Here is a 25,764-nt window from a genome sequence, read left to right as displayed (position 1 = left end):
GGATCAAGTCGCGCTGTCCGTTGCCTTTGTCTCAATAATCGCGTTCGAAAAACACGCCGACGCCGGTGTCACCCTCGGAGGACACAGAGCCTTTGATCGTCACGTTGCGCGTGGCATCGTAGTTCAGGTCGATCACCGATTTGCCCTCGTTGTCGATGGTGACGTCGGTATAGAGCGAATCCGAGATGTATTTCCCAAGCGTGAGTGCGCTTGCACCATCCTCAGAGGTCTGAAGGTCAAGATCGTCCAGACCGAAACTGTCCCGGATCGAGCCGACAAGACCACTGCCGCCGCCGGTGAGCGTGGCCACGGCATCCGCCATCTGAGCGGCTTGCAGCGCGGACATTTTGCTCAGATCCTTGCCGAACAAAAGCTGGGCGAGGATTTCGTCATCGGGCAGCGCCGGTGAAGAACTCAGGGTCAGCTCGGGTGAGCTCAGCGGGCCTTCGGTGATCAGCTGAACGGTCATCGTATCCGTTTCGGTTTCGGCCACCAGTCGCAGGATCGGGTCCAATTCGCCCTGAAGCGTGATTGCGCCTTCCGCCATGGTGATGCGTTTGCCCAAAAGTGACAGCCGTCCACGGATCAGCGAGAATTGTCCGACAGGGACCACATCGGCGGTTGTGCCGCGTATCCGCAGGCGCCCGCCCAGTTCGGCATCAAGACCACGTCCGCGTACGAAAATCTGGTTTGGGGCGGAGAGAACGACATCCAGCCCGTAGGCCACGGAGGAGCCGCCGCCATTTGCGCTTTGGATCAATCCGGCGCGAGATCGGGTCTGCGTGACCGCCGAAGAGGCTCCGCGATGGGTGATGTCGGGAATGTCGCCGCCGCTGCCAAGCGCTGCGGGCGAGACAGTGACATTGGTTTCACCAAGGGTCAACTCGCCGGCAATGTTGGCATTTCCTGTCAACGGGCCAGCGACCGTCACCGCGCCACTGATGGAGGTGCTGTAGAGCTGTGGATCAGTCAGGCCGAGGGCGTTCAGGTTGATCGAGAGCTCGGCAGGGATGCTGCCGCTCAAGGTCAGTTGACCGGAGGTGGAGATTGACCCGCCCGTGTCGGCGGCGGCCTCGACATCGATTTGCGCCTGTTCGCCATTGAGTGAGACCACACCGCGGTTGACGGTCAGTGCCAAATCCGCAGCGGATACGACGACGCGCGCGCCAGGGGACACCTGGACCTGACCTGCCACGGAGGACAGCGCCAGAGGGCCATTCACGCCCAGATCGAACTGCGCCGTACCTTGCGTGAGGACGGCGGTGGTAAAGCGATTGGATAGGCCAAGAGGTGCGGTGCCAGAAAGGTCGAGATCGGCGCTGGAGAAATCCTGCGTCAGGGTGCCCGACAGGGTGGCCGTCGAGCCACCGGGTCCTGTCAGATCCGCGCGTGTGGTCCAGGGGCTGTCCGCGCCCAGATAGGACATCTCTGCATCGAGCGTCGCCGGGCCATTGAGGGCCACGCCCAGACGGGCGACGTTGTCCAGTTGAGTTGTCAGACTCAGTGTGCCGCTGTCGGAGGTGAGTGCGCCCTGTGCCTCGGCCGTCACCGCCTGTGTCGTGACCTTGCCTTCGCGCAGGGTCATGCCGGTTTGGTCGCGCACCGCCGAGAGGTGAATGTCACTGGTGCCGCCGATCAACGTGTCGACCTGGTCAATGCCAGTGCTCAGCCCGGTGCCGTTGGCGTCGGCCTCAAGGTCGAAAGTGCCATGCAACGGAGAGACGCTGCCCTGTGCCTTGACGCTGACGGCCCCGGCCAGATCAAGACCGGAGAGCGCCGCGAAACGCGCAAGCCGTGGGGTGTCGAGCGACATGCGTCCGGTGAATTCAAAACCGGCGTCCAGCCCGTCGATACTGCCTGAGGCGGTGGCGCGTGTGGCGTCAGTTCGGGCCTCAAGGCTTTGAATAACAAAGGGTTCTCCCTCGCGCCAGAACACCTGGCCGGAGAGCGCGGGCGCATCGCCGACGGCCTCTTGCAGAGCGGGGTCTTCGGAGGCAAAGTCTTGCACCGTCAAGCCAAAGCGGGCTTTGACTGCGCCGAGGGCAGTCGTGCTTTCGCTGCTCTGACGCGTGATCGTTCCCTGCGCGCCGAGACGGGCGGAGCCAATGTCGAGCCCGTCTTGGGTATAGTCTTGAACGTCAATATTGGCGGACCAGCCTTGCCCACGCGTCGCATCGTATTTGGCGAGAATTTCGGCTTTTTGCACCATGGAACGCGCGCTGCCGAAGGGCAAAAGTACGGGGCGCTCATCCGGGCTCTCCAGCGTGCCGGAGACCGAAAATGCGCTTGGCCAACCGTCGGTGCCGATGGTCGTGGTTCCGATCAGGGATAGTGTGCGGGTCGAAAGCGCGAAGCGTTCAAGGTCGAACCCGCCGTCGGGATAGGACACACCTTCTGCATTCAGCGTCGAGGAAGGACCGAAGAATTGCGCGTAGTCCGCGCTAAAGAGCGGGGTCAGATCGCCGGATAGATCGGCGGAGAAACGGCGGGGCGCTGCGGCGTCTGGGGCCTCGGGGTCGACCTCCGCGTTCAAGGCGACGCGACCGGTCAGCCGGTCTTCGCCGCGGGTGGCCAATGCAATGTCGGCTGCGAATTCATCGAGAGGACCCGCACCTTTGGCGGTCAGGGAAAGCGGTGGGGAGCCGGGCAGATTTGCGAGCGTCGAGACAATGCCGCCCGCATCCTCGGTGAGGGAGAGGTCGAGGTCGAGCACCTCGGTGGCGTTGTCGTAAGAGACCGAGACAGAGAACTGCTCGTCGGCGGCGTCCAGTCGCTCGATCTCAAGCACGGCTTCGCCCGAGCCATCGTCCAGCTTCGCCGAGCCATTCAGGGACAATTCGACCGCCTCGCCGATCTTCAAAACCGTTGCGCCGAGGTGAACACGCTCTGCCTCGATGGCACCGATGTCGATGGAGACAGGAAGGTCGGGCAGGGAAAAGGGCTTGGCCTCCGGGTCGGGCAAATCGACGCCCTCGGTGCTGGTCTCCGGCAGGCGTTCGAAGACGATTTCTTCGGCGGCAATGCGCGTGACTTCGACACGTCCGGCCAAAAGCGCCGTGCGGCTCCAATCCAACTCGGCATTGCGGAGCGTGAACCAGGTGCCGTTTTCATCGGCAATGGTCAGTTCGTCCATCGTTGCGGTCGAGGACAGGAGCCCGCGGAACCCTTCGATGCGAATGTCACGTCCGGCACCGGAAAGATTGTCCTCGAGAAAGCCGACGATCATGGATCGATCGCGGGCCGTCTCCGAGGAGGAATTGTCCTGTGCAATCAGCGCAGCAGGTACAAGCAGTGTGGAAGCAAGGAGAATACGTTTCATCAAAAGGCCTGCCCAATCCCGATATAAATCTGGATGCCGTCACCGGTATCGCCGGAGATGGGGGTCGCGACGTCGAAACGGATCGGACCGAAGCCCGTATTGTAGCGTAGGCCAAGCCCCGCGCCCGCGTGCCATTCGGCGTCCTCGCCGGGCAAAGCCGAGGTGCCAATGCCGCCGAGATCATAAAAGCCGACGGCGGAAATGTTGCCTCGGACTTTGGCGCGCAGTTCGCCTGAGAGGCCGAGGAAACTCGATCCGCCGATCTCGTCGCCGCCGCCGATGTCAATGTTGAGCGATTGGTAGGGCTGGCCCCGCACAGTGCCGCCACCGCCGGAGAAGAACAGCATGTCGGGGGGCACATCGGTATACTCGGCACCATAGATCGATCCGAGTTGCAACCGGCCAGCAAGGGTGAAGCGGTCGTCGTCGCCAAAGGACATGTAGCCTCGTCCATCGCCAAACAGACGTACGCCGCTGGCGGAGTCGTTCAGCGCGACAAAGGGCATGACTTCAGCGGCGAGATAGGTGCCTTTGGTTGGATTGAGTGAATTGTCACGCGTGTCGCGGGAGCCCTCGAAGGGCAGGATCAGATAGGAGAAGTTGCGCGAGCCGAGATCGTCCTCTACTTCGGAATATCGGTAACCGATGCCGCCGTAGAAGGTCGAATTGGGAGAGGTTTCCACGTCGAACCCGAGCGTGAATTCGCCGCTGTCCGAGAGGAAATCCGGTTCATCGAGATGTTCCAGAGCTGCGCCAAGAACCAATGTCGTTTTTCGCGTTACCGTGGCCGGTCGGCGATAGGTGGCAGCGACTGTCACATCGATCCCCGTGTTGCCGCCGATGCCGGACACCTCACCGTCAAAGCGGAGCCGGTCGGCATTGTTGGTCAGGTTGCGATGAATCCAATAGGCGCTGAGCGTGCCGCCCTCAAGCGAGGACAGCTCGGCACCAAACCCGAGGCGGCGACGCTTTTCATCGACCAGCGTTGCGATGATGTCGAGGCTGCCGTCGTCGTTCAACTCTTCAGCTTCGCGCAGGGTGATCGAGCGGAAGGTTCCGGTTTTCTGGAACCGTTTGGTCACCAGATCCAGTTTCTCGGGATGATAGGCGGTGCCCGTCGCCAGATTACCGATCCGCCAGAGACGGTCCTCGCGCACAGTGGTATTTCCGGCAAACCGCAACCGGCCCAATTTGACCGGGGGGCCAGGGTCAATCTCGACATCGACATCCAAGGTTTTGGTCGGATGATCGGCGGTCACGGTCTGGCCTTTGGGCTGGGCTTTGGCGTGCGAGGCCTCGCGCCATCCTCGGATCGCGGCGTCGGTCGCATCACCGACAAGATAGGAATGTGCAATCTCGCCGCGACGAAAGTCCTCTGGCAATTCCGTGTCTCTGGCAAGCGGGTTGACTGTGGTGTCACCGAAGACGAACTGGGGGCCGGGATCCACTTCGATGGTCACTCTGTTGACTTGAGAAGGAAGTGAAATCAACGACATGGAGGCGCCTTCGCGCCCGTCCACGCGGATCGAAATCTTTGGCCCGTAGTAGCCCTCGCGATAGAGGGTGCCGATCAAAGTGCGGTAATCCGATTGCACGGCGGCGATGATTTCTTCGGGGGCGGTGATGTCCGTGTCTGCTGCCTCTATCACGGCGGAGGCGGCCCGCAGGCGCTTTTTGAGATCGTCGTCAGCTGTGGATGCAAATTGCACTTCGAACGCTTGCGCAGCGGTGGCGCAGACCAGAAACGCGGCGGTCAATTTTAACATCTGCTGAACATCCGGCCCTCGCATCAGATGGCCCCCCGATTAAACCTTTTTTTCGACTATGCGGTGTTCGGGCCTCAGTTTAAAGGGGGTTTTTCTCCACTTTTCCGAACGCTTTCAGATGGTGTGGCGGTTTGCCGCTTGCTCCGGCGAGGGTGTCTCCTTAAAGCCTGTGTCCATATCGCTTTCAGATTGATGCAAAAGAGGGAGACCGAGGTCATGCAATGCGAGATTTGTGGCGCAGAGGGCCCTTTGACAGCGGTTGCGGTGCAACCGCGCACTGAAGCGGTCAATCTCTGTGAGACTTGTGCGAACGGCTTGAAAGGCGACGCAGTGCCCGAGGGGCATTGGCAGGCGCTCACCACCTCCATGTGGTCCGAAAGCGATGCGGTCAAGGTCGTGTCCTGGCGGTTGCTCAACCGCTTCCGGGATGAGGCCTGGGCGGCGGATGCGCTCGATATGCTCTACTTGGAGCCTGAGGTTGAAGAATGGGCCAAGGCCGCCGGTCCCGAGGTAATCCATCGCGACAGCGTCGGAGCGGTGTTGTCGTCTGGCGATACGGTCATTCTGATCAAGGACCTTCCGGTCAAGGGCGGCGGGTTTACCGCCAAACGCGGAACGGCGGTGCGTGGGATTTCCTTGGTGCCCGACAATGCAGGCCATATCGAAGGCCGGGTCGAAGGCCAGCGGATCGTGATCCTGACGGAATTCGTCAAAAAGCGCTGAGGCTCCACACAGAAAAATTGACAGACCCGCAGCGGCGGCGTATCGGGCGCGTGATGCAGATGGATGCAGCGTGTTGCCCGCCGCGTGGCCTGTCGACAGGGTCGATCCGGCAAATGAGCGGGCCCTTTTGAAAGTTTGGGATCATGGCGGGAAGCCTGTTTTCCTCGGGCGATCTGACGGCGGACCGTCGGGCGTCCTTTGCCGAAACGCTGGCGCATTTGGGCGATCTGGCGGGGGCGATTGAAACTCTGTCGGGGGGGCTTGAATTGGCGCCGTCTTGGGCGGCGGGGTGGTTTCGGCTTGGAGAATTTTTCGAGCTTGTGGGCGAGGTCGAGGCGGCCTGTCAGGCGTGGGACAAGGCGGTTCTGGCCGACCCGAGCGATCCTTTGGGTGCGGGGCTAAAGCGTGATCTGGCGCGTAAGGTGCCTGTCGCGGAGGCGATGCCGTCCGCTTTTGTCGAGTTGCTTTTTGACCAATATGCGCCGCGGTTCGAGGCCTCTCTGGTCGAGAAACTCCGCTATCGCGGGCCTGAGATCATTATGGAGGCCTTGCATCTGGCCGGGCGGACACAGTTCGGCGCGGTGCTTGATCTCGGCTGCGGCACCGGGCTGATGGGGGCCGTGTTGCGGCCCGTGTCGGCGCATCTTGTCGGCTATGACATTTCCGACGGCATGCTGGTCGAGGCGGATCGCAAGGGAATCTACGATGTGCTCGACAAACGCGACATCGCCCAGCTTGAGGTGACGGAGCAGCGGTTTGACCTGATCGTCGCGGCGGATGTGTTCATCTACCTTGGTGCACTGGAGCGCGTCATTGGCTGGTGTGCCGGATCTCTGGCGGCGGGCGGTGTCTTGGCCTTTACCGTTGAGCTGGGCGATAGGCCCGTGGAGCTGCGTGACAGTCGGCGGTTTGCCCATGCGCAGAGCTATGTCGGGGCGCTGTTGTCCGAGGCGGGGTTTGGGACCGTGCAACTGACGCCCTGCATCCTGCGCGAGGATCGCGGCACGCCGATCGAGGGGCTTGCGATCGTGGCCAGCGGGTTGGCGCAGCAGGTCGCGCGCGAGGGTGATGGTGATCTTATGGCGCTGGTTTGAGAATGCGGAACAGAAAAAGGCCCGGACGCGAAACGCCCGGGCCCTAAATGTCCTACGCGTGCCTGAGATTAGGCGACGACGAGGTTCACCGCAGATTCGCGACCGTCACGACCGGCTTCGATGTCGAAGGTAACCTTCGCGCCATCGGCCAGGCCGGTGAGGCCAGAACGCTCAACGGCAGAGATGTGCACGAACACGTCTTTGCTGCCGCCTTCCGGCTGAATGAAGCCGTAACCTTTGGTGGAATTGAACCATTTCACGGTGCCATTGGCCATCGTGTTTACTCCTGTTTGTCTTGTCGCTCGCGAGAGTGCAGCAACCCGGCGTCGTCGTAGTCGTTCGATGACTGTGGCCGGTGAAGGAGAACAGAAGGGTCGAAAGAGGTAACTTAGCCCGACCCGTATGGCAGATTTCCAGTGAATTGTATAGGGATTTCCACTGCGATGAAACGTCTTGAAAAGACGAGGGACGAGCGACAAATGGATTGCGGTTCTTCCATGGCGAAATGATGTTTTGGGCCGTGCCGGTAGGTTTGGTGAATGTCGGGAAAAGCCGTCTTTTGATCACATTGATGCCCCAAACATCCTCTTTAAAGTGAAGTTCAACCTCTGGTTGACATGGTTTTGACCAAAAATGGGCGCGAATTGGGCGCTTTTTGGTCCATTTTTTGCCAAAACGTGGCGCAATAGTGATCCTGTGTAGTGATTGTGGCGGTTTGAGTAACAAACGAGACACTGACTTACAGGGACCCCCCCATGAATACTTTCGCTGGCATTTTGCATACTGAACGGAACAACACGCCGGAGCAGCGCACGCGTCATATTGCGCCGCGCCGAAAGGGAGAAGGCTCCTTTCAATTCTGCGACACGCCGTTTGAGCGACTCGGTCGCCCGATCTAATCGCCACAGTTCCCCGAACGCCTCAATTCCAACACCGCAGAGATACACACGGAGATATGCAATGACCAACTTCGCAGAAAAAGCCCGCAACGGACGCCTCAACGCCCTCGATCACCGTACGCGCACCCTCGTCTTGGGGCGTGAGAGCGCGCCAGTGTTCGCATCTCAACGTTCTAAAGCCGCGGGGCGAGGCGTGTTCTGAGATGGACCTGGAAAGCGTTTGAGTGTGGGGTACAGGACGCCCTTGGCATCTTAAACGCGAGTCTTCGCGGAGCACTGTGCGAAAGCCGCCAGAGCCGCTCCGTCACGCCGAAGGTGTGCCGACTGGGAACGGCGCACCTCTTGTACAAAAGGAACGCGTTTCACTCGAACCTCCTCGGGTCAGGCGCGGAGGGGGGGAAATCAATGAGGGCGGCCCGAAGACCGCCCGACGATCATATAAAAAGCGCTATGATTGTCAGTACGAGTGATATGGTTCCAATAATGTCACCATACGAGACCCGTCCCTCGATTTTGAATGAAAACCGCATTGGAATTTATCCTAAGCGATGCTCATCCGGATGAGCGATTAAGGTTCGCTCAGTATTTATATTCCGCCCCAATTCCGGCGGTTTGAGCAACCTTTCGGCCGATTAGTTGCTCGGGCGGAAGTTGTCCGAACAGCATCCCGCTGTCGGGCCTCCTTAGCCTTTCGCCGCTAGTTTACTCGACATAGCCCCGCTAGGGGCTGACTCTCGTTCAGAATGACTTTCACCGTACTCGCTCTGCGAGGTGCTAAGTCATCTTCGTACCGCATTTAGTGGTGCTTCAAGGTATGTCATACAAAATACAGATTCTCTGGGGTGCGGTCAATTGCGTATCGGAACAAAATGAGAACAATCTCTTTGTCAGCAACAAAAAAGGCGCCCGAAGGCGCCTTTTGATCCATTTTAGCGGCTGAATTTTTTATACTTCAGACGCTTGGGCTCCAAGGCATCCGGCCCCAACCGACGCTTCTTGTCTTCCTCATAATCCTCGAAGTTGCCTTCGAACCATTCCACATGGGCGTCGCCTTCGAACGCCAGAATATGGGTACAAATCCGGTCGAGGAAGAAGCGGTCGTGGGAGATAACCACAGCACAACCGGCAAACTCAGTGAGCGCGTCTTCCAGCGCGCGCAGGGTTTCCACGTCCAAATCGTTGGTCGGTTCGTCGAGGAGGAGGACGTTGCCGCCCGATTTCAACAGGCGCGCCATGTGGACGCGGTTGCGTTCCCCGCCGGAGAGGACGCCGACTTTCTTCTGCTGATCGCCGCCTTTGAAGTTAAAGGCGGAACAGTAGGCGCGGCCGTTCATCTCCGCGTCGCCCAAAGCGATCACTTGCTGACCGTCGGAAATCGCCTCGAACACGGTGGCGTTCGGGTCGAGATCGTCGCGGGACTGGTCGACGTAGCTGAGCTTGACCGTGTCGCCGTATTCGACGGTGCCAGCGTCGGGTTCCAACTGGCCGGTGAGCATGCGGAAGAGCGTCGATTTACCGGCGCCGTTCGGGCCGATCACGCCGACGATGCCACCCGGCGGCAGGGCAAAGTCGAGCCCTTCGATCAACTGCTTGTCGCCCATATGCTTCGACAGGCCATTGACCTCGATAACCTTGGAGCCAAGGCGCGGGCCGTTCGGGATGACGATCTGGGCGCGAGTGATCTTGTCGCGCTCGGATTGCGAGGCGAGGTCGTTGTAGCGGTCGATCCGGGCCTTTTGCTTGGCCTGACGGGCTTTCTGCCCTTGCCGCATCCACTCAAGTTCGCGCTCAAGGGTCTTCTGACGGGTCTTGTCTTCCTTGGCTTCCTGTTCAAGGCGCTTGGCTTTTTGCTCAAGCCATGCGGAATAGTTGCCCTCGTAAGGGATGCCGCGGCCACGGTCCAGCTCGAGAATCCAGCCGGTGATGTCATCAAGGAAGTAACGGTCGTGGGTGACGATCAGGATCGTGCCCTTATACTCGATGAGGTGCTGTTGCAGCCAGGCGATGGTCTCGGCGTCGAGGTGGTTGGTCGGTTCGTCGAGCAGCAGCATGTCGGGGGCTTCGAGCAGCAGTTTGCAAAGCGCGACACGGCGTTTCTCGCCGCCCGACAGCGTGGTGACATCGGCGTCGTCGGGGGGGCAACGCAGCGCCTCCATGGAGACGTCGATCTGGCTGTCGAGATCCCAGAGGTTCTGGGCGTCGATCTCGTCTTGGAGCTTGGCCATCTCCTCGGCGGTCTCGTCGGAGTAGTTCATGGCGAGCTCGTTATAGCGGTCGAGGATCGCCTTTTTGGCGGCCACACCGAGCATCACGTTGCCGCGCACGTCCAGCGACGGATCAAGTTCGGGCTCCTGCGGTAGATAGCCGACTTTGGCACCTTCGGCGGCCCAGGCCTCGCCTTGGTAGTCCTTGTCCATGCCCGCCATGATGCGCATGAGGGTCGATTTACCGGTGCCGTTGACACCGACGACACCGATTTTGACGCCGGGGAGGAAGGACAGACGGATGTTCTCGAACACCTTCTTGCCGCCGGGGTAGGTCTTGGACACGCCGTCCATGTGGTAGACGTATTGATAGGCTGCCATTGTACGGGCTCCTTTGGGGGGAATGGTTTGGGCGGTGGTTTAGCGTGGGAAGAGGGGGGATGGCAATTGGAACGATGAAGCTTAGACTTCAGAAGGCGTCTTATATTTGTCCGGGGGGTGTTCAATGAAGTTATCAAAAGTCGAATTTCTAGAAATCAACGTTAACAAGTCTGATCTCGAGACGATTGGGGAAGATGCGGCCGCGCTTTTGCTTACAATTGTCATGTTTGCAGAAGAGGTGAACCACTTACGAATGATGTTGATGGCATCGATAGCAGGCCGACCAGAAAATCCCACATTGGCAAAGGTCGCTGTGTCGCGCGATCACATGTACATTCGGCTGCTCAACCTCAAAGTTTGCGAGACCATCTTCGCGCTCGGCGGGTTTCTAGAAAATAGAAGAAAAAAACGAAATGCCGAGCAAGCTGAGCAAAATGCATTCGAAGCTGCTGTGGAAAAGTGCTTTGAGCCTGTCGAAGCACTCAGGCACAGTAAGTGGCATAAATTTTCAAAGCAGATGAGAAATCATCTTGGCGGACACACTCCGCCATCCGAAGTAAAAAGTTGGCTGAAAGCAGATCTCCCTAATGCGGATGGTCGTATGCTGTTTCATGACACAATGGGTGCTTCTTCTTTCCCCACTGTGGATGATTGGGTGTTCGCGGGCTTTCTCGAAACGCACCTCGAGGCTGAAACACGGCAAGAGCGAGTTGAGAAATATCAGGACTTCCTCGATTGGTTGCTTCTCGATGCTTCTTCGGAGGTCATACGCGCAGCGCATATTCTTTCGAAAGGTATTTTCGTTGACCACCTAGGCCGCGATCAGGAAGCGACGGTCGAGTATGAATTTCCATCCGAACTCGTTCAGAAGTCAGGTGAGTTCAAATTGCCATTACTGATCTTAGCCCCTGGTGACGCTCGCGACGACGATTAACCCTCACACCCTCTTCTCAAAAAACAAATCCGGATAAGGATCGTCGTTAAAACGGTCTATCTCACTCCACTCCAACCGCTGATACAATCCCGCCGCTTCCGGGAGGGCTGAATTGGTGTCCAGTCGAAGCGTGGTAATGCCCATCTCACGCGCGTGGTTTTCAACCTCTGACATCAGGCGTTTCGCCAATCCCAGCCCCCTTGCAGAAGGCGCGACCCAGAGGCGTTTGATTTCAGCGTAGCCTTTATCGGTGCCTTTCAATCCCACGCAGCCGGACGGCAACCCATCTGACAAGGCCACGAGGAATTGCCCGCGCGGGGGGCGCATGTCTTCGCTGCCGGCGCGGGCGGCTTTGGCCGGGTCGTAGCCGGCGGAGAGGCGGGTGGCCAATTCGGCGTAGTAGCTTTCCAGGCAATGAAACGCGGTGGGGCTGTCGGGGTCCATTTCGACGATCTCAATCCGGTCGCGGCCCAGGGCAGAGGCGATCAGATCCATCGCTGCCAAGAGCTGTTCCGGATGGGGATGGCGGTCCAAAAGCGCCTGCGCGCGGTCGTTGGACAGCGCCTCATAGGCCTCGTATTCGCGATGCCCCTCCGGCGTCAGAACGGCAAAGCGGCGGCGTTTGTCTTTGCGGTCTTCCGCGACGTCGATCAGGCCCTCGTCCTCAAGGCTGCGCAAAAGGCGCGACAACAGCCCGGTGTCGAGATCGAGAAAGGCCCGGATGTCGGAGACAGCGCGCCCCGCAGGACCGATGGCGTTCAAAACTCGGGCCGCGCCAAGAGGGCGGCCACGTCCGAGAAAGCTTTGATCCAAGACGCCGGTTTCAGTCGTGACAGCGCGGTTGAAACGGCGGATGCGGGAGACGGGATTGAGGGGCATGAAGATACCTGACTGAAGTCTTTTATTTTTCCTGACTTTAGTCAGGTAAGTTTTGGCGTCAAGGGAGAGATTGACAGTCACACGGCTTGTCGCCATGCAGGACGGCATGCGTTGTAACCTGCCATATGCCCGCCCCGGTCAAGTGATCGGCCTGCTCGGGGGATCGTTTGATCCCGCGCATGAGGGGCATGTGCATATCACCAAAATGGCGCTGAAACGATTTAATCTTGATCGTGTCTGGTGGTTGGTCAGCCCGGGGAACCCTTTGAAAGAAAAGGGTCCTGCAAGTATGGAGCGGCGCCTGGCCCACGCCCGCGAGATCATGGATCACCCCAAAGTCGAAGTCACGGACATCGAGGCGCGCACGGGCACGCGCTATACGTCGGCGACGCTTGAGGCGATCAAAGCACTCTATCCTGGCGTGACCTTCGTGTGGCTGATGGGAGCCGACAATCTGGCGCAGTTTCATCTCTGGCAGGATTGGCGAGAGATTATGAAAACCACGCCTGTAGGCGTAATTGCCCGACCCGGCACGCGCGGTGCTGCGCGCAATTCGGTGGCGGCGCAAAGCTTTGCCCATGCGAAACTCTCGCCCCGCGCCTCGCGGCTTTTGGGGCGATGCGGGGCTCCTTGTTGGTGTTTTATCAACGTGCCGATGTCGGATGCTTCCTCGACGGAGATCCGAGCAAAGGGCGGTTGGGTGCGGGACTGACCGCATGTGCCCCGCGGGCTCAGGGGGAGCAAAAGACAGGTTTTCCCGTCTTGCCCATGACGCAAACGCAGGCTTAACTCACGGCCATGATGCAGACAGGAAATTCACGGATCAATCGACGCGGGATGCTTGGGCTTCTGCTGGGTGGTGTCGCCCACGCAGGGATGGCACGCGGCGCTTTGGCGCAAGAACTGGTTGCTTCTCCGCTGCCGAAGCCGCGTCCTGCGGATCTTTATCTTCAGTCGATCCCGACCGGCGAAGCTTTGATCGCAGCCTCTGGGCTGTCGGGGCAGGTCAGCTATGCCGTGGCGGACAGTGCAACCGGCGTTCTTCATGAAACCCACGGGCCGTTGCTTCGACTGCCGCCAGCTTCGGTCGCTAAGGCCGTGACCGCGCTTTATGCGCTCGAACATCTGGGCGCGGACCATCGTTTTGCCACGCGGGTGCTGCGCAGCGGGCCGGTGGTGAACGGGATCGTGCAGGGCGATCTGATCCTGTCGGGCGGGGGCGACCCGACCTTGGATACGGATGGTTTGGCTGCGCTGGCCGGACAGCTTGTGGAGCAAGGCATCAAAGGCGTCAGCGGTCGGTTTTTGATCGATGACACGGCCTTGCCCCGGATTGATGAGATCGACGCGGCGCAGACGGACTATGCGGGCTATAATCCGACGATTTCGGGGCTGAACCTGAATTACAACCGCGTGCATTTCGAATGGAAAAAACAGGGCGAGGGCTACAGTCTCAAGATGGACGCCCGCGCCGAGCGCTATGCGCCGGATGTGCGCATTGCGAGGATCAGCGTGGCCGCGCGCAATTTGCCGGTGTTTGATCATGTGGCCGGGCAGGGACGCGATGAATGGACTGTGGCGCGAAGCGCATTGGGAAATGGCGGCGCGCGGTGGTTGCCGGTGCGGCTCCCGGGGCTTTACGCGGGTGAAGTGTTTCAGGCGGTGGCCGGCGCGCAGGGGCTTCGATTGCCTCAAGGGCAGAGGCTGGCGGAGACCGGCGAGGAGATCGCGCGGATCGAAAGCGCGCCTTTGAGTGTCGTCGTGCGCGATATGTTGAAGTATTCGACCAATCTGACCGCAGAGGTTTTGGGGCTTGCGGCCACTCTATCCCGAGGTCTCGCAGTGAATGGTTTGCTGAGCTCAGCCCAAGCGATGAGTGACTGGGCGCGTGAGGCGCTGAACATGCGTCATATATCTTTTGTGGATCATTCGGGCCTTGGAGGTGCATCAGAAGTGACCACGGTTGATCTTGCCCATATGTTGGTGGCGCCGGGTGTCGAGGCGCGTTTGGCACCACTTCTGAAGCAATTCCTGATGAAAGATGACCGGGGTGGCGTGATAAAGGATCACCCGCTGACGGTTGTGGCCAAGACCGGAACGCTGAATTTCGTGTCAACTCTGGCGGGGTATTTGGACGCGCCGGGGGGCAAGCGTATGGCGTTCGCGATCTTTGTCGCCGATGTGTCGCGGCGCGAAGCGGCACAGGCACAAGGCGCGGAAATTCCGCGAGGGGCGCGGCCGTTCAATGCTCGTGCTAAAAGATTGCAGCAGGCATTGATTGAGCGCTGGGGCGCCTTGGGGCCGGCCGGTGCATTCGCTGAGTAGCCGCCGGTGGGTCAGGTCAACAGCGTGGTGATCTCATCCGGCTGGCGATAATAGTCCGACAGAGCAACGTTGTAGAGCGTGTCGTCGCGCTCCATGATCAGCACCGGCACGCCGGACAGGCCGTATTGGTGCATCAGGGTTTCCGTTTCGCGCGCCATTTTAAGCGCGGGCGCTTTGCCCTCAGAGAGCGGTGTCTCAATGCCGAACTCTTTGCGCAGAATTTCCGTGATGTAATCGGCATCCTGTGCCGAACGGCCCTCTTCCCAGCGCGCCTTTTGCAGACGGCGGGCCAGCGCCATTTCGACTTTTGCGCCTTGGTCATGGACAAGGGCGGCCGCCGCAGCGGTCAGGCTCGAGTCGAGTTTTTCGTCGGGCGCACGCAGGATGTTTTCGCGGTACAGATCGCTGAACGGTTGGCCGGACAGCTGCTCCGCGCGGGCGTCGTGTTGTTCGATCATGGCGCCGAGGCCCGCACCCATCCTTTGGGCATGCTCTGGCGCGAACAAAAGACGGTGATGCATCGTCACCTCTGCGCCCGCCTCGACCAAGGCGGAGATCACGGGCGCGCCGGCGTAGCACCAGCCACAATAGGTGTCGTAGAGATAGGTGAAACGGGGCATGCGGGCCTCCCATGGGGTGTGCGGGCCCGAAGCCCAAGTGTCAGATCGTGTCGTGGATCAGCATGTAGCGCGCACGGGCACCCCGTTCAATGGCAGCGGCATGAAGGCGGTCGATGTTCAATTCGTAGCGAATCTCTTCGAGCAGACGCAGCTCGGCCTCATAGGTATGGCCATCGGCGGCGGCGACGTCACAGGCCAGCGCATAGGCGGTCTCGTGCAGATAGATGGGCAGGTTGTCGCGAATAAGGCCGAAAAGCGCGTCCAAACCGTCCTCTTCGGAAAACAGGTCGAAGACGGTCGAGGAGACGACTTTGATGCGGTCCGGGTCATATTCGCCGAAAATGGGCAAATGGTTAACGATATTCTCGATGGTCACCAATTCGGCGGTGCGGATGTTCTCATCGGACATCGACAGAGCGATCATCACGGCGACGAGACAGTCCTGGGGGGTCAGGGAATGGGGAATATCGTTCATTTTATTGGCTCCAAAGGGGCATGTGCGGTCAAACAATATTGACGCAAGCCGGGGTGTTCAATAGGAGTTGCGCCTTGCGGGAGAGACCCGTGCGACAAAAGGATTGCTTAAAATGACGGACCTGCGTGATGCCGGTATGAGCTCGAAAGCCTGGCCCTTTGAAGAGGCCCGGACTGTACTCAAACGGTATGAGGCATCCAAGGACAAGAAGGGCTATGTGCTCTTTGAGACCGGTTACGGTCCGTCGGGTTTGCCGCATATCGGGACCTTTGGCGAGGTGCTGCGCACGACAATGATCCGCCGCGCGTTTGAGGTGATCTCGGACGTGCCGACGCGTTTGATCTGTTTTTCTGATGATATGGACGGGATGCGCAAGATTCCGTCGAACGTGCCGAACCAGGAGCGCCTGAAAGAAGACATTCAAAAGCCGCTGACCTCTGTCTACGACCCGTTCGAAGAGTTCGAAAGCTTTGGCCATCACAACAATGCCATGCTGCGCCGGTTCCTCGACACCTTCGGGTTCGAGTATGAGTTCTATTCGGCGACCGAGTTCTACAAATCAGGTCAGTTCGACGAGGTTCTGAAGCGCGCCGTCGAGAAATACGACGATGTGATGAAGGTGATGTTGAAGTCTCTGCGTGAGGAACGCGCGGCGACCTATTCCATTTTCCTGCCGATCCACCCGGAAACCGGTCGTGTGCTCTACGTGCCGATGAAAGAGGTGAACAAGGACGATTACACGATCACCTTTGATGACGAGGATGGCAAAGAGTGGACCCTTCCGGTCACCGGCGGCAATGTGAAATTGCAGTGGAAACCGGACTTTGGCGCGCGCTGGGCGGCCCTTGGTGTGGATTTCGAGATGTATGGCAAGGACCACTCGACCAACACGCCGATCTACGACCGGATTTGTGAAATCCTGGGCGGGCAAAAGCCGGAGCATTTCACCTATGAACTGTTCTTGGACGCCAATGGTCAGAAAATCTCGAAATCTTCGGGCAATGGTCTGTCGATTGACGAATGGCTGACCTATGCCTCGACCGAGAGTCTCGCCTATTTCATGTATCAAAAGCCGAAAACGGCGAAGCGGATGCATTTCGATGTGATCCCACGGGCGATGGATGAGTATCATCAACAGCTCCGCGCCTACCCTACGCAGGACGCGGCGAAACAGGCGGCGAACCCGGTGTTCCACATCCACGGCGCCGATGTGCCAGCGTCTGATATGGTGGTGCCGTTCTCAATGCTTTTGAACCTCGCCTCCGTGGCGGGTGCAGAAGAAAAGGACCAACTTTGGGGGTTTATCCAGCGCTATGCGCCGGAAGCCTCACCGCAAGCCAACCCGCAGCTTGATGCGGCGGCAGGCTATGCGGTGCGCTATTACAACGACTTCGTGAAACCGGAAAAAACCTTCCGTGCGCCGAGTGATCAGGAACGCGCAGCTATGGAAGACCTCAAGGCGGCCTTTGGCTCCGAAGAGGTGGCATTGGCCGCGATTGCCAAGAAGAACGCTGATATGGGCAACGATGAGCCGTTGCCGGAGGCGAATTTCGCGGATGGCGATTTCCTGCAGAGCATTGTTTTCGCAGTCGGCAAGAACAACGGGTTCGAGAACCTGCGCGACTGGTTCAAGGCGCTCTATGAGGTGCTTTTGGGTCAATCCCAAGGACCGCGTTTCGGGTCCTTCGCGGCGCTCTATGGTGTAAACGAGACCATCGGTCTGATCGAAAAGGGTCTGAACGGCGAACTGTCGTAAGTCTTATTTCGAACGTGTTTTCAAAGGGCTGCTTCGGCGGCCCTTTTTATTTGGCGTGACGCCACAGCCGATACCAGACCGACCAGCGATGCGTCAGCGCCTCCGGCGTATCCGCGAAAAGGCGCGCGCCATCGAGAAAGGCCTGTTTTTCATGGGTGGCGATCTGCGCTTTTAATCCAGCTTCCAGTGTCTTAACCGCGGCTTCGTTTAGGCCCGCAGACCGCGCCTCATGGCTCAGAACGATCAGGTCGTGATGCTTTCCCAAAAGTTCGCCGAGACTTTCGGCGGCCTTGACTTGTGCCTCCATCGCGTCCGGCCAGATCGGGGCAAGCAGGCGAGCATGGAAGAAGTGATATTTCACATGTTTGCGCCAGGTGTGGAAATCTTCTGGCTCTCGGGTTTCGCGGGCCCGTTCCATTGTGTCATATGCGGCTTTGTAAGTGGCGGAGAGACCGGGGAAGAGCGCCTTGCGCCCTTTGTGCCGCAGGTGCCAGTCCGCGCTGGATTTGAGCATCTTGTTCAATTCCTGCGCCACGTTGCTCAGAGGATCGCCCGCGTTGCCATAAGCCGTGTCGCGCGTCTGGGCCAAGTGGTTGAGGTAGAGCGTGATGTGATCGTCCGATAAGGCGACATAGTTGGACAGTTGGCCCAGAGTGTCGCAGCGGACTTTGATGTCGCGCAGGTCGGACAGTTGGCGCCCGATGTCGCGCAAGCGCCGATCCATCTGTTTGTATCCATCGAAATCCGGACCCACGAGGCGCAGGAGACCGCGTATTTCCTTGAGACGTTTGCGAATGTCATGGACGGCGGTCATCCGTGCCTCCAGCGTGTCCGCTTCGCATGACTTAATCGCGCGCCCCAAACGGTCTTGCGAGATGCGGCGGAATGCTTGGGTCATGTCGCGGTCTTTAGACTGGATAGAATAGCTCATGCGGGCCTCTTTCCATTCAAATGTAGGCCAAGGTCCGTGACAGGCCAATGACAAGAATGAGGCTGTTGCGTTCGGGCGCAGAGCGGCGTTCGGAGGTTTAAGCGGCGGGTTAACTTGCTCCTGTAGACCTGTGCCCATCTCGGGGCTCATGCGTCCCGAGTTTCCATGACGAGAGATTTCGACTTTGCCCGGACGGCCTCGTCCAGGGCCGAGATCCGTCGTGCAGATCGGTGCGCATGGAATTGAAGGATTGAAAGGGGTTCGGATGAACAAGGCCATTACTGATGGGCTGGTGCTGATGCCACCGGCGTTCGAAGACGGGCTGGGCGTTTGGTCCAGCGAAGATGGAACACCGGGGTCGGCGACCTATGATGGCGCGGTCAACGCGGCATTTGTACCCGCGGATGCTGATTTTGGCGGCTGTCTTGAGTTGGTCAAAAACGATACGCTGACCATGTTGCGATACATGGGCGAGACGCCTTTGCAACCGGGGATGTATCTTCAGATCAAGGCGCGGGTGAAAGCCATTTCGGGCAACCTTCCCTCTGTGCGGATCGCGGGTTGGGCGGGCAATGCGTCATTCTCGCATGTCGCGGGGCTGGCCGAGACCGGCGCTTCGGTGGACTTGACCTCCTACGGTGAGGTGGTCGAGGTGACGGCCATTGTGGGCTCGGGTGATCGTGGCGGCGTGGACATGCCATGGGGGCTTGAGCCGGTTTACGGCCATTTCGGGCTTGATCTAACGGGCGCCAACGGCGGGACCGTGCGGATTGATGATCTCGTGATTGAGGATGTCTCCGAATGGTTCCTGAGCGACAGCTCCGGCATGATCGACGTGCGTGATTACGGGGCTGTCGGCGATGGCATCACTGACAATACGGATGCGTTCAACGCGGCTAATACTGCGGCGGAAGGGCGGAAAATCCTTGTGCCGGAAGGGGTGTATCACCTTGCCAACACGGTGGCCTTCACAGAAGAGGCGGTCTTCGACGGCACTGTGACCATGCCTGCATCGGCGCGTCTGATCCTGCGTCACAGCTTTCATCTGAACGCCTATATCGATGCCTTCGGCGATGAGACCGAAGGCCTGAAACGCGCGTTACAGGCGATGTTCTATTACACGGATCACGACAGCCTCGACATGCGTGGGCGTCGTATTGAACTGTCGGCACCGCTGGATGTGGCTGAGATCACGGGTGCCAGCACGCTGGAAGTGCGCCGTGTGATCCGCAACGGCCAGATCAATGTGCAGAGCTCAAGCGATTGGGATACCGAGGAGGTGACGTCCCAAGCGAGCTATAGCGCGGCCAACGCGCGCACGCTGAGCAATGTCGCCAATATCGCGAATATTCAGGTCGGCAGCTTGGTCACTGGCACTGGGGTCGGGCGCGAGGTTTATGTCGAGTCGGTCAACGTCGGCAACCAGACATTGACGCTGAACCATCCTTTGTTTGGGCCGAATACGACGCAGACCTATACCTTCACCCGCTTCAAATATGTGTTCGATTTCTCCGGCCTGTCGAAGCTTTCTCAGTTCGAGTTTTTCGATGTGGAATTGCTTTGCAATGGTCGGGCGTCGGGCATCATGTTGGCCATGGGCGGGAACAACTTCCACCTGCGCGATTGTCATATCAAGTCCCCTCTCAATCGTGGCGTGACCTCGATCGGTGGCGGGTGTCAGGATTTGCACATCGATCGCTGTACGTTTGTGTCCAATGAGCAGCCGCTTCGGGCCGAAGACCGTCAGTCGATCGCGTTCAACATCAATTCGAACGACTGCAAGATCCGGGACAACCGTTTTCAGCGCTTTGGGCATACGGGGATTGTTTACGGCAACGGGCATATGTTTGTGGGCAACCACTGGTTCCAGGGCGACGATTTTACCGATAGCACGCGCATGGCCGGTTTGGTCTTTACATACCCCAATATGAAATCCGTGGTGACCGGCAACTACATCGACAACTCGTTTATTGAGATCACGAACGAGCATGATGTGGCCCCGGATTTTTCGTCTGAATATTCCTTTGGGGGACTGACCATCACGGGCAATATTTTCACCGTGAATGACAGTGCGAGTTCTTTCTCCTGGATCGTGATCAAACCCTATGGTCCGGGTCACTTTATTCAGGGGCTGGCCGTTCAGAACAATACGTTCAAATCCTTGAACGGCTTTATCGATCGGGTGGAGCGGGTCGATACGACCTATGCGGACCTCGAGTTCAACTCGTCGCGGAATGTCACCTTTGAAGGCAACAGCTTCAATGGGGTCAGCCAAAATACTATCAATCCGGTGTCTTTGGAGTTCAGCCAAAATACGGCGTCGACCTCATGGGTGCTGGCCCCGTCCGGTTATCTGCCGTTTGGCGGTTGGGCGCGAGTGGTGGAGAGCATCGTGTTCCGCAATGCTTTGACGAACGCCGGAGGCGGCACTGTTTTCGCGACGCCCTATGTGACGGTCAACTATGGTTCGAACAAGGATCAGGTTTTGTTGACGTTCGGTGAGGCGGTCAAGGGCACGGTGAACCTCATCGCGCGGATGGACCGTCCGATCTGATTTGGCGATAAAAAGAGAAATGCGAAGCCGGGCTGCCTTTGCAGCCCGGTTTTATGAGTCCAACTGCATGTCCTGCGCCCGCAAACGGTATGCTTTTCCGAAGCCGCCGTTCAGATCGGCGCTGATGGGCGTGAAGGTGACGAAAGAAAAATCCGCGAAATCGACGTAAAGTGCCGATTTCGGGTGATGCTCCAGCCAAGCAGCGCGATGTGCGGCATGTTCGGGGCTGTTTCTAGAAATGAAGTCCGGTGTCGCTTGAGCCGACAGCCGGGGGAAAGCCAGAGGGTCACCCTTTGTCGGCGCTTCTCCCAGCAATAGACCGACCTGGGGCGTCGCACGTAAAGCGCGCGTGTGAAAGGCGAGGTCGGAGACCAGAGTGAGCCATTGGCCTTTGGCGCCAAGCCCGAAGGCCACACGCGTCACATGCGGGGCACCGCTTTCGGGATCAAGCACGGCAAGCGCGGCGATGCGGGCCTGCTGGATCAGGCCACGCGCTAAGCCTCGTGCGTCATCATCCGTCGGGCGGATGGGGGAGGGGCTGTCTTTCGTCATGCGCCGAAGGTAGGGGGAAAGGTGGCGTTATGCCATAGTAAAATTGTCGGCTATGATCGGCGCGGACGAAAGACAAAACCAAGCCTCGAGGCGCTAAAGCCGGGCATATTCTTGAACCGTCCTGTCGAGCGCATTCAGAAAAAATTCCACGCTGTTCGAAAGTTCATGCAATTCGAGTTCGCTGAGTTTCTCAGTGTTCAGGCTTTCGAAAAGCGGGACAAGATTGCTCCATTCCTGCCAATGATTGAAATTTTCGGTTTCGATTTCCACAGTGGGAGGAGCTGGCAGGCCGAGCTCGCGGGATGAGAAGGCCAGGCCAAAGGCGGACTTCTCGAACATTGTGATGGTCTTTTGCAATTGCTCGAGATGCGGAGCCATCTCGTGATGGGTGTCGGCCAGCTGCGCCAGACAGGCCTCTTTGCCCGCCTTTTGAATCAACATCCTTTGTCGCCCGGAAATGTTGATCATTCGGCCAAGGTCGGGATTGTTTTGGCTCGCGAGAGCGCTGTAGCGGTCGTCAAGGTTTTCGACCAAAGCATTTGATGTCTTCAAAAGATGCATGGACATCTCAGACAGTGCGGAGAAATCCGAATATCTTTCCAAATTGCCCTTCTTGGCTTCGGTGATACGCCCTTTAAAGACATCCCAAATCTCTTCGATTTCGGAAATAATCGCCAGAGTTTTGGGGTCGGTTTCCGGTTGGAACTTTTCGGGTCCGCCGCCGTTTCTGAGTTCTTTGAGCGTACTGTCGAACAGGAATTTCGAGGTTAACAACAACGTGATGTTTCGCTCTCGGTTGACATCCAGCTGCGCATTACAGGCCGTGCGCACCATGCGCTGGCTCAACATCCGCTGGCGGCCTGCGACATCAATGCGCACCTGAAGCTCAGAAGAGGACATTGGCGTCTCACCGGCGTGGAGTGGGGCGGAAATCGTCAGCCCAGTTCCCGATGAGACGAGGAAAAGGAGAAGGAAAATACGAAGCATGTTGCCTTTCCATATGAGGGATCGTTCAGCGAACTCTCGTTGATCACTAGTCAAAGAAAGTTTACGGGGCCTTAAAATGGGCCGATGCTCGAGAATTTGATCGATCAACCTGTTTCTTTGCAGATCTTGACGTAATCCGTTCCCTCAGTTCCCAAAACTTTTCGGCCATCTCGGCATCCCTGCTACAGTTGATCAATCAATTTGTGCCCCGCGATTGCCCGGTTCACGAGGAGCCAGGCGTCGGTCAGGCCGGGAGTTGCGATCACTGCATTCCATCTGGATTCGGCACACAGCAAGCGCATGACAGGCCCTTTGGCGACGCGCTTTTAGGGGGCGAATGGGGCCATTCTGGAGATGGTGCGGGGCCGATTTTTAGGCCTTTAGGATGTTGCTAGAGATTTGGCTAAATGCTCTCTCTGTCTGTCAGCGATTTTTGATGGTTAATATGCTGAAATTATAATGGAAATAACATGTCGCGCTTGCCTTCGGAAAATGTCCGGAGTCCTAGCTTGGGATCACGCATAGGCTTCGAAGAAAAGCCGAACACCACTGGTTCACGCAGATCAGATCGTGATGCGGAATACAAAAGACTCAGTCACCACGCGAGTAAGTCGCAAAATCACCTCTGGCTAAAATGAGATACATTCATGCTATGCTCGGATCAGGCCCATATTCGGCCAGACGCATCTGAGGGAGGAGACGATGCCGACCATTTCCAAGGACAAGACCTGTCAAACCGTTCTGACGACCTTCGAGACCACGCCCGGCGTGGCGCAGGACCTCATGGAGGCGCTTCAGTCCGCCTTCGATGAGGTGATCTCGAAACAGCCGGGCTTTATCGCGGCGGCGTTGCATATCAACGACGCGCAAACCCGGATCGCCAATTATTCGCAATGGCAGAAACGGGAAGATTACCAGGCGATGCTGCGCTCGGATGAGATGCGCAAACGCAATCGGGAGATCAATGGCATGTGCAAGTCGTTCGAACCCGTCATGTATGAAGTGGAGGGAATTTATTGATGCATAGGATTTTGGCAGCTGGGCCTCTTGCGGCGTTGCTCATGCTCGCGGGCGGTGCTTGGGCCGAACCGGTGGGGATCACCCCTGACATGATGTCCGTGACGGTGGAGACGCCTTCGGGGCCGGTGGAGATTTCCCGCATTCAGGACAACGACAACATGGTCTCGGGGGAATGGGCCCAGACCTCGCGCCCCTGTCCGAGTTTCTGTATCCAGCCGATGAGCCCGGCGGAAGGCGTGACCACCATCGGCGAGCTGGAACTCATTGCGATGCTTCAGGACCCGGACGCGATGGTGCTCGACAGCCGCGTTAAACCGGATTTCGACGGCGGCGCCATCCCCGGTGCGGTGCATATGCCCTATACGGAGGCCGCTGATCGTCTTGGCGAGCTGGGCTGTGAGCCGGATTTCGAGGGCTTCATCTGCGAGGGCGATCAGATCAAAACCGTCGCGCTCTATTGCAATGGGCCGTGGTGCGGCCAATCTCCGACGGCGGCCCGGCGCATGATCGAAGCGGGTTTTCCGGCGGAGAAAATCTACTATTACCGCGGTGGCATGCAGGTCTGGCGGATGCTGGGGTTGAGCGTCACCGGGGAGTAAATCTCGCAAAACGGCGTATCGGCAGTACCCCGCCTGATCGCCTTTCATTGCTGCGCCGCGTCGGGACTCCCGGCGCGGTTTCGCTATAATTACAGACTCAGTGCGCGTGAAGCACAAAGCCTGCCAAGATATGCCGAAGCGCGCCCGCCACAGGTTTTGGGGAGGAAAACCAATGGGAAAAGCCAGTTTTGCACGCGTTACCCCGTATCAGTTGAAACCCGGAATGCGCGACGTCGCCACGCAAAAGATCAATGGCATGAAGGGCCAGATCATGGCGCTTCATGGGATGCAAAGGTTCCTGAATGTCGTGAATTCGGACCACAGCGGCTATATCGTCGCGGTTCTCGACAGCGAAGAAGCGTCGAATAAGAACATGGCAAAGGTTCGTGAGATTTGGGGCTCCATGGCAGATTGTCTGCAAGAAATGCCGACCCCCATGGGCTATGATATCGTGATGGAATGGGAAAACTGATCGGCGATCTGAACGGCTTCTGACATTTTCTGAATATCCTTGGGAACCCGAGCGCATCTTGCTGCGTTTGGTCTTGTATTCTGCATGTGCAATCAAAGACCGGATCGCGAGGCCAGCCCAAGTTTTGACCTTTCAGGAATTATTAGCCCAAGCCCAAGTATTCGTCAGAAGGCTCGACTACTTCTTCGTGGATGTGGCGGTCGTTTTTGGTGCCGTCCTACTCGGGCTGGCTGTCAATTGGGGCCTTCGCGCTCTCATCCGGCGCGCCTTTTCTGATCGGTCCCACATCGCGCGGGTCACCATGCGACAGGCCAGTATTCCGATGCGCCTCATGGCAGTGTTCCTGTCCTTGATGATCATTCTGCCCGTCGTCTCGCTGCCCTCCGCCTGGCTCGCCAATATCCGTCATGTCATGGGCATCATCCTGATCCTGACGCTCGGCTGGGCCAGCTACATCGTCGCCAACCATTTCACCACCCGCGCGATGACGCGCTATCAGACGGATGACGAAGAAAACCTCACCGCGCGCAAGACGCTGACTCAGTTACGAGTGCTGCGCCAAGTGATGTTCTTCGTTATCTTCATGTTTACCGCAGGTGGCATCCTTTTGACCTTCCCTGGCGTGCGCGAGATCGGTACCGGGCTTTTCGCCTCCGCCGGTGTCGCGGGTCTCGTGCTGGGTATTGCCGCGCGCCCCGTGCTGTCGAATGTCTTCGCTGGCATCCAGATTGCCCTCACCCAGCCGATCCGCATCAACGATGTGGTGATCGTCGAGGGTGAATGGGGCTGGATAGAAGAAATTACCGCCACCTATGTCGTCATCCGCATCTGGGATTGGCGGCGTCTGGTCGTGCCGCTGACCTATTTCATCGAGCACCCGTTCGAGAACTGGACCCGCGACAGCACCAACGTCATCGGCGCCGTCATGTGGCGCGTCGACTACACCGCGCCGATTGATGACATCCGCGCGAAGGTGAAGGAGTTCGTGCAAGAGAGCGACTATTGGGACGGGCAGGTGGTGAACCTGCAAGTCGTGGACAGCGCGTCGGACGTGGTGGAACTGCGTGGCCTGATGTCGGCACGGACCTCGCCGAGATTGTGGGAATTGCGCTGTGAAGTGCGGGAGAAATTGCTGACGTGGTTGCAGGGCGCGCATCCCCATGCGCTGCCGCGCACGCGGGCGAGTTTCGAGATCAAGGGAGAGACGCCAAGCGGGCAGGGGCCTTTGGGCAAGGGGCTGGCGGCGGAGTAGGGGGGGGGCTCGCGCAGACTAT

At 58.5% G+C, this 25,764-nt stretch carries 21 protein-coding genes; 11 read left to right on the top strand and 10 right to left on the bottom strand.

Annotated elements, in window-relative coordinates:
* Nucleotides 1-31: 31 nt before the first annotated feature.
* Nucleotides 32-3,319 (bottom strand): translocation/assembly module TamB domain-containing protein, encoded by a 3,288-nt coding sequence (locus tag J5Y17_RS13255; protein ID WP_219785726.1) that lies wholly within the window; start codon nt 3,317-3,319, stop codon nt 32-34.
* Complete coding sequence (locus tag J5Y17_RS13250) at nt 3,319-5,085, bottom strand: autotransporter assembly complex family protein (protein ID WP_219785725.1); 1,767 nt, start codon at nt 5,083-5,085, stop codon at nt 3,319-3,321. Before J5Y17_RS13250 ends, J5Y17_RS13255 begins: the two co-directional genes overlap by 1 nt.
* Nucleotides 5,086-5,301: 216 nt before the next feature.
* Here J5Y17_RS13250 and J5Y17_RS13245 point away from each other — a divergent pair, with 216 nt between their 5' ends.
* Nucleotides 5,302-5,808, top strand: a complete 507-nt coding sequence (locus tag J5Y17_RS13245; protein ID WP_219785724.1) for an alkylphosphonate utilization protein — start codon at nt 5,302-5,304, stop codon at nt 5,806-5,808.
* Between the two features lie 143 nt (nt 5,809-5,951).
* Complete coding sequence (locus tag J5Y17_RS13240; RefSeq protein WP_219785723.1) at nt 5,952-6,902, top strand: class I SAM-dependent methyltransferase; 951 nt, start codon at nt 5,952-5,954, stop codon at nt 6,900-6,902.
* Between the two features lie 68 nt (nt 6,903-6,970).
* On the opposite strand, the gene J5Y17_RS13235 is transcribed toward J5Y17_RS13240, so the two are convergent.
* Together J5Y17_RS13235 and ettA are read right to left on the bottom strand one after the other, a co-directional pair.
* Nucleotides 6,971-7,177: a cold-shock protein gene (locus J5Y17_RS13235; protein ID WP_219785722.1), complete on the bottom strand. Its 207-nt coding sequence runs from the start codon at nt 7,175-7,177 to the stop codon at nt 6,971-6,973.
* A gap of 1,553 nt (nt 7,178-8,730) precedes the next feature.
* Nucleotides 8,731-10,386, bottom strand: a complete 1,656-nt coding sequence (gene ettA / locus J5Y17_RS13230) for an energy-dependent translational throttle protein EttA (protein WP_219785721.1) — start codon at nt 10,384-10,386, stop codon at nt 8,731-8,733.
* A gap of 124 nt (nt 10,387-10,510) precedes the next feature.
* Here ettA and J5Y17_RS13225 point away from each other — a divergent pair, with 124 nt between their 5' ends.
* Nucleotides 10,511-11,320, top strand: a complete 810-nt coding sequence (locus J5Y17_RS13225) for a hypothetical protein (protein ID WP_219785720.1) — start codon at nt 10,511-10,513, stop codon at nt 11,318-11,320.
* Between the two features lie 3 nt (nt 11,321-11,323).
* On the opposite strand, the gene J5Y17_RS13220 is transcribed toward J5Y17_RS13225, so the two are convergent.
* Nucleotides 11,324-12,199, bottom strand: a complete 876-nt coding sequence (locus J5Y17_RS13220) for a helix-turn-helix domain-containing GNAT family N-acetyltransferase (RefSeq protein WP_219785719.1) — start codon at nt 12,197-12,199, stop codon at nt 11,324-11,326.
* A 106-nt stretch (nt 12,200-12,305) separates the two neighbouring features.
* On the opposite strand from J5Y17_RS13220, the gene J5Y17_RS13215 reads away from it, so the two are divergent.
* Together J5Y17_RS13215 and dacB are read left to right on the top strand one after the other, a co-directional pair.
* Nucleotides 12,306-12,911, top strand: a complete 606-nt coding sequence (locus tag J5Y17_RS13215; protein WP_219785746.1) for a nicotinate-nucleotide adenylyltransferase — start codon at nt 12,306-12,308, stop codon at nt 12,909-12,911.
* Nucleotides 12,912-13,036: 125 nt separating this feature from the next.
* Entirely contained in the window at nt 13,037-14,524 is a 1,488-nt protein-coding gene (dacB, locus tag J5Y17_RS13210; protein WP_255572083.1) for a D-alanyl-D-alanine carboxypeptidase/D-alanyl-D-alanine-endopeptidase, read from the top strand.
* An 11-nt stretch (nt 14,525-14,535) separates the two neighbouring features.
* On the opposite strand, the gene J5Y17_RS13205 is transcribed toward dacB, so the two are convergent.
* Nucleotides 14,536-15,144, bottom strand: coding sequence for a DsbA family protein (locus tag J5Y17_RS13205; RefSeq protein WP_219785718.1), 609 nt, complete (start codon nt 15,142-15,144; stop codon nt 14,536-14,538).
* Between the two features lie 40 nt (nt 15,145-15,184).
* Nucleotides 15,185-15,619 (bottom strand): tellurite resistance TerB family protein, encoded by a 435-nt coding sequence (locus tag J5Y17_RS13200; protein ID WP_219785717.1) that lies wholly within the window; start codon nt 15,617-15,619, stop codon nt 15,185-15,187.
* 112 nt (nt 15,620-15,731) lie between these two features.
* On the opposite strand from J5Y17_RS13200, the gene J5Y17_RS13195 reads away from it, so the two are divergent.
* A complete protein-coding gene (locus J5Y17_RS13195; RefSeq protein ID WP_219785716.1) occupies nt 15,732-17,375 on the top strand; it encodes a lysine--tRNA ligase in 1,644 nt (547 codons plus the stop codon).
* 46 nt (nt 17,376-17,421) lie between these two features.
* Here the strand turns inward: J5Y17_RS13195 and J5Y17_RS13190 are convergent, their stop codons facing one another.
* Nucleotides 17,422-18,306, bottom strand: coding sequence for a CHAD domain-containing protein (locus J5Y17_RS13190; RefSeq protein WP_219785715.1), 885 nt, complete (start codon nt 18,304-18,306; stop codon nt 17,422-17,424).
* A 265-nt stretch (nt 18,307-18,571) separates the two neighbouring features.
* Between J5Y17_RS13190 and J5Y17_RS13185 the strand changes: the two genes are divergently transcribed.
* Nucleotides 18,572-20,860 carry a glycoside hydrolase family 55 protein gene (locus tag J5Y17_RS13185; protein ID WP_219785714.1) on the top strand — a complete coding sequence of 763 codons (2,289 nt, stop codon included), beginning with the start codon at nt 18,572-18,574 and terminating at the stop codon, nt 20,858-20,860.
* A gap of 51 nt (nt 20,861-20,911) precedes the next feature.
* Here J5Y17_RS13185 and J5Y17_RS13180 read toward each other — a convergent pair whose 3' ends face one another.
* Together J5Y17_RS13180 and J5Y17_RS13175 are read right to left on the bottom strand one after the other, a co-directional pair.
* On the bottom strand, nt 20,912-21,412 hold the full coding sequence (locus tag J5Y17_RS13180) for a HugZ family protein (RefSeq protein WP_219785713.1): 501 nt from the start codon (nt 21,410-21,412) through the stop codon (nt 20,912-20,914).
* Between the two features lie 93 nt (nt 21,413-21,505).
* Complete coding sequence (locus J5Y17_RS13175; RefSeq protein WP_219785712.1) at nt 21,506-22,507, bottom strand: type IV pili methyl-accepting chemotaxis transducer N-terminal domain-containing protein; 1,002 nt, start codon at nt 22,505-22,507, stop codon at nt 21,506-21,508.
* Nucleotides 22,508-23,101: 594 nt separating this feature from the next.
* Here J5Y17_RS13175 and J5Y17_RS13170 point away from each other — a divergent pair.
* The 4 genes from J5Y17_RS13170 to J5Y17_RS13155 all read left to right on the top strand — a co-directional run bounded on the left by J5Y17_RS13170 (nt 23,102) and on the right by J5Y17_RS13155 (nt 25,742).
* On the top strand, nt 23,102-23,419 hold the full coding sequence (locus J5Y17_RS13170; RefSeq protein WP_219785711.1) for an antibiotic biosynthesis monooxygenase: 318 nt from the start codon (nt 23,102-23,104) through the stop codon (nt 23,417-23,419).
* Nucleotides 23,419-24,018, top strand: a complete 600-nt coding sequence (locus tag J5Y17_RS13165) for a rhodanese-like domain-containing protein (RefSeq protein WP_219785710.1) — start codon at nt 23,419-23,421, stop codon at nt 24,016-24,018. Before J5Y17_RS13170 ends, J5Y17_RS13165 begins: the two co-directional genes overlap by 1 nt.
* A gap of 172 nt (nt 24,019-24,190) precedes the next feature.
* Complete coding sequence (locus J5Y17_RS13160) at nt 24,191-24,490, top strand: hypothetical protein (protein WP_219785709.1); 300 nt, start codon at nt 24,191-24,193, stop codon at nt 24,488-24,490.
* A 124-nt stretch (nt 24,491-24,614) separates the two neighbouring features.
* On the top strand, nt 24,615-25,742 hold the full coding sequence (locus J5Y17_RS13155) for a mechanosensitive ion channel family protein (protein WP_255572082.1): 1,128 nt from the start codon (nt 24,615-24,617) through the stop codon (nt 25,740-25,742).
* Nucleotides 25,743-25,764 lie beyond the last annotated feature (22 nt).

The organism is Celeribacter sp. PS-C1 (genome assembly GCF_019429625.1).
Classification (GTDB): Bacteria; Pseudomonadota; Alphaproteobacteria; order Rhodobacterales; family Rhodobacteraceae; genus Celeribacter.
The sequence above is the reverse complement of the archived record's forward strand: the minus strand, read 5'-3'. Positions and strand labels throughout refer to the sequence as shown.